The sequence below is a fragment of the Streptomyces otsuchiensis genome (assembly GCF_004305975.1).
Taxonomy (GTDB): Bacteria; Actinomycetota; Actinomycetes; order Streptomycetales; family Streptomycetaceae; genus Streptomyces; species Streptomyces otsuchiensis.
The window spans coordinates 1-4,750 of the sequence record NZ_BHZI01000367.1 but is presented as its reverse complement, the minus strand read 5'-3'; the positions used below and the strand labels follow the sequence as shown (position 1 = coordinate 4,750).

Sequence of the window (4,750 nt, the reverse complement as noted above, 5' to 3'; positions counted from 1 at the left end):
GACTTGGTGCGTGGTGCGATCGGTGCGGTGGTGCTGGTTGATACGCGTCGGTTGGCGGACTGTTTTCCTGCGGTTGATTATTTTGAGAACAGTGGTCTGCCGTTTGTGATTGCTTTGAATGGTTTTGACGGGCATCAGCCGTATTCTCCGGAGGAGGTGCGGGAGGCGTTGCAGATCGGGCCGGACGCGCCGATCATCACGACGGACGCGCGGCATCGTGCGGAGGCGAAGTCCGCTTTGATCACGTTGGTGGAGCACGCCCTGATGGCCCGTCTGGGCTGAACGCCCAGCATTTGGAGAACCGGCCGCCGCCCTTCGGGGCGGCGGCCGGTTCTCGTGTGCGGGCGCGTCCCCGCCGATGCGCGGGTTGTGTCCTTGCCCACCCGTATCCGCCGCGTTCATAACGGTTCGGCGGGTAATCCCCGACCGCTCGCGACGCACGGTCGCGGCCCGCCTGCACTGCGCCGCCGCGTAAACCCGTTTTCTAGGTCAATCGTACGGTTTGACGGATTTCCGGGCTGACATCTGTCCGAAACAGGGCCGACTCCCGGGGATTGGCTGGGCATACCCAGGCATGCTGAAATCCCCATGAACTCCACGTACGACGACGGCCAGCCTGTGGCCCATGCCGAGAGGTGAGGCGAGTGAGGCGCACCCCAGCGACGTCCCCGCCCGCGGACAGCGGAGACGGCCCCTCCTCCGAGCGGGGCAACTTCACGCCCCCGGCCGCCTCACGCCCGCCGGCGGGCGGTGACGGTGGCCGCACGGCGCCCGACACCGGCAGCCGGCTGGCCCCCCGCAACTGGCGCGTCGCCACGCGTCTCAACGCCATCCTGCTGCTTCCGGTCATCGTCGCCCTGGTCTTCGCGGGGCTGCGCGTCCAGACCCACTACGAGACCTGGCAGGCGGCCGAGCGCGCCGAACGCACCGCCGAGCTGGTCCGGGCCTCCACCGCCTACGCCAACGCCCTGCTCGACGAACGCGACCTGACCGCCCGCCCCCTGCTGGCCGGCGACACCGAGGACCCCGTCGTGGAACAGGCCCGCCAGGACACCGACCGCGCCCGCACCGAGTTCGAGGCCCGCGCCGCCGACGCGCCGGACGACGAGAACATCGCCCGCCGGCTCGCACGCGTCGAACAGGTCGCCCCCCGGCTGGCGACGCTCCGGCAGGTGGCGTACACCGACGAGCTGCCCGGCGTACAGACCGAGATGGCCTACGTCGAGATCCAGCACCCCGTCATGTCGTTCGCCAACGAGCTCGGCCTCACCACAGGCAACCTCGCCTCCTACGGCCGCTCCGTCTACACCATCTCCCTCGGTCAGGCCGCGACCTCACTCCAGCGCTCCGTCGGCACCCATCTGCTGGTCGCCGACGACGCGGACGAGGCCGAGACCGCCGAGCGTCAGGTCACGCTCAGCTCCTACCTCCACCTGGAGGGCATAGCCCGCAACGAGTACGTCTCCGCCGCGGGCCCCGGGGAGCTGGAACTGCTGGAGCGCGCCTTGGCGGCCGCGACCGGCGACGGCCCCGACCCCGTCGACGAGATGGCGCCCGCCCTTGTCACCGGCGACCTCGATCCACAGGCACTCGCCGACGCCGGCATCACCCCGGACGCCTGGTTCACCGCTGTCACCGCGCGGTTCGACGCCTACCGCGACGTCGAACGCGACCTCGTGGACCGCGCCGTCGACGAGGCCCAGTCGGTGTCCGCGGACGCCCGGACCGACATGATCACCAACTCGGTGCTGGTCGTCGTCCTGCTGCTCGCCGCCTTCGCCATCGCCGCACTCATGGCCCGGGCCATGAGCAAGAGCATGAGCAGGCTGCGGGACGCGGCGCTCGGCGTCGCCGAGAAGCGCCTGCCCGCCCTCGTCGATCAGCTCTCCCGTAACGATCCCGGCCATGTCGACACCCGCGTCGAGCCGATCCGGATCACCAGCCGCGACGAGATCGGCGAGGTCTCCCGCGCCTTCGACCAGGTCCACCGCGAAGCCGTCCGGCTCGCGGCCGAGCAGGCGCTGCTGCGCGGCAACGTCAACGCGATGTTCACCAACCTGTCCAGCCGCAACCAGGGGCTGGTGGAACGGCAGCTCGGTCTCATCGGCGAGCTGGAGAACAACGAGGCCGAACCGGACCAGCTGGAGAACCTCTTCCAGCTCGACCACCTCGCCACCCGCATGCGGCGCAACGGGGAGAACCTCCTTGTCCTCGCCGGCGAGGAACCAGGGCGACGCTGGAACCAGCCAGTGCCGCTCGTGGACGTGGTACGCGCCGCCGCCTCCGAGGTCGAGTACTACGACCGCGTCGACATCGTCGGCATCCCGCCGGGCGAGATCCACGGAGCCGTCGTCACCGACCTCGTCCACCTCCTGGCCGAGCTGCTGGAGAACGCCACCAGCTTCTCCTCGCCCCACACCAAGGTCCGCGTCACCGCCACGCGCCTGCCCGACGGGCGTGTCATGGTCGAGATCCACGACAAGGGCGTGGGGCTCAGTGCCGACGACTTCGCCCTGATCAACCACCGCCTCGCCGATCCGCCCGTCGCCGACGTCGAGGTATCCCGGCGCATGGGCCTGTTCGTGGTCGGCCGCCTGTCGCTGCGGCACGGAATACGGGTCCAGCTCCGGCCCTCCGGCGAGCAGGTCGGTACCACGTCCCTGGTGATGCTGCCCGAATCGATCACCCATGGCGGGGGAGGCGACCACACGCCGGAGGAGGAGTTCACGGTTTCGCGGATCGTCCCGGAGGGCCCGTACGGCTCCGAGGCCGGGGACGCCGCCGTCGGCCGGACCGCCGCCGAACTGGGCTTCGACGACTCCCGGTACGCGGACGGCGGCGCTGCCCTCGACCCCGTGCGGCGCTCGCTGCGCAGGGGCGAACGCCGCATTCCGGTGGACCCGGCGGTGGCCGGTGACCGACCCCGCCAGACGCCCGTGGGCGGTCCCGTCGGGAGCACGGGCCACCAGGAACAGACCGGGCACGCGGCCGGCCACGGTCACGGCTACGGCGTCGGCCAGGGGCACCACGACCAGGGACAGAACAGCCCGGGACACGGCGGCCCGGGATACGGCGCGGACACCGGTTACGGCGGCTACCCGGACAGTGGGGGCCCGGCCCCCGGCACCTACGCCGGATACACCTACCCAGCCCAGGCCGCACCCGGCTACGGGAACCTTGGAGCCGACCCCGTCGGACAGCCGGGCGCCGGAGAACCCATGGCCGGCTACGCGCCGCCCGGATACCCGGAGGACGGCCGGACCACCGCCGATCCGACGACGGGAAGCGGTGCACCCGGCCGGCACGGCGACGCCGGCCTCGCCCACGACGGCGCGGCCGACCTCGGCGCCTCGCCCCCGCACGGCGCGCAGGGCACCTATTCCGGCCAGGAATACGGGGGGAGTGGCGTCGGCCCGGACCAGGCGTACGGCGCACCCGGCGGGCGCGCACACCCCAGGCCACAACGGGACGGAGCCACCGCGAAGGACGCGAACACCACCCCCGGCCAGCAGTGGGACCGCGCGGATGCGTACCCTGCGACTCCCCCTGGGGCCGCACACCGCGTAGGCTTCCACGGTGCGGGGTCCGGACCGGAAGGTCAAACCCCCACCACCGGCGCGGGGTTGCCACGCCGCGAGCCTCAGCGTCGCACCGACGGCGAGGTGGCGCGGCCGGGGCAGCGGACACCGGCGGAGACTCCGGTCCACGCGCCGTCCGAGGAGGAACGGGGCCGAGGACCGCGTCGCGAGGCGCAGCCCACGGGCACCACGTCCTCGGGGCTCCCCAGGCGGGTACCGAAAGCCAACCTGGCGGAGCACAAACCGGCCGAACCGCCGGTGGGCGGCACGCAGGTCTCGCGGGCACCGGAAGACGTCCGGGGCCGGCTGACCAACCTCCACCGCGGTGTCCGGCAGGGACGCGGCGCCAGTACGGGCCGCACGGAGAACGACTATGAGGGCTACGGCCCCGGTAACGATCAGGAGCGTTAGTGTGAGCCCGATGAGTCAGGCGGCACAGAACCTGAACTGGCTGATCACCAGCTTTGTGGAGACCACCCCCGGTGTGTCCCACACGGTGGTGGTGTCGGCTGACGGTCTTCTGCTGGCGTTGTCGGAGGGATTCCCCCGCGACCGTGCCGACCAGTTGGCGGCGGTGGCCTCCGGGCTGACCTCGCTGACGGCCGGCGCCTCCCGGATCTTCGAGGGCGGGGCGGTGAACCAGACGGTGGTGGAGATGGAACGTGGTTTCCTCTTCATCATGTCGGTCTCGGACGGTTCGTCGCTGGCGGTGCTGGCCCACCCCGACGCCGACATCGGCCTGGTGGGCTACGAGATGGCGCTGCTGGTCGACCGCGCGGGAGCGGTGCTGACGCCCGACCTGCGCGCGGAGCTTCAGGGCAGCCTGCTCAACTAGCAGACAACCGTGCGGATTGACCGCCCTCGCCTTAAGGTGCGATAACACTTGACGGCGAGAACGGCACTGGCCGGACCGACGGCAGCAGGAGGAGGAGAGAGAACGTGACCACGCCCCCAACCGGTTCTTCCGGCGGCGACTTCCCGGACCAGGCCCACGAGGGCCGCTCCGGACGCTTCAACTTCCCCTCGGCGCCCAGCGGCAGCCGCCCCGGAGCCGGGAACGGCTCAGCGCGGCGCGTCGCGGGCACCGAACCCCGCCAGCCGCTGGTGCGTCCGTACGCGATGACCGGCGGCCGGACCCGGCCCCGGTACCAGCTGGCAATCGAGGCGCTGGT

4 protein-coding genes are annotated in these 4,750 nt (G+C 71.5%); all 4 read left to right on the top strand.

From position 1 onward, the window contains the following. On the top strand, positions 1-282 hold a 282-nt coding region (locus E0D90_RS23700; protein ID WP_174856255.1), incomplete at its 5' end, for a GTP-binding protein. Between the two features lie 353 nt (positions 283-635). Further along, entirely contained in the window at positions 636-3,989 is a 3,354-nt protein-coding gene (locus E0D90_RS23695) for a nitrate- and nitrite sensing domain-containing protein (protein WP_130800019.1), read from the top strand. A 10-nt stretch (positions 3,990-3,999) separates the two neighbouring features. Beyond that, the gene (locus E0D90_RS23690; RefSeq protein WP_170215041.1) at positions 4,000-4,413 is read left to right on the top strand and encodes a roadblock/LC7 domain-containing protein; all 414 of its coding nucleotides are present in this window, start codon (positions 4,000-4,002) and stop codon (positions 4,411-4,413) included. A 104-nt stretch (positions 4,414-4,517) separates the two neighbouring features. After that, on the top strand, positions 4,518-4,750 hold a 233-nt coding region (locus E0D90_RS23685; RefSeq protein ID WP_130800018.1), incomplete at its 3' end, for a DUF742 domain-containing protein.

Excerpts from the sequence above, each read along its gene's own strand:
- E0D90_RS23690 (WP_170215041.1), top strand. The coding sequence starts at position 4,000 with ATGAGTCAGGCGGCACAGAACCTGAACTGGCTGATCACCAGCTTTGTG.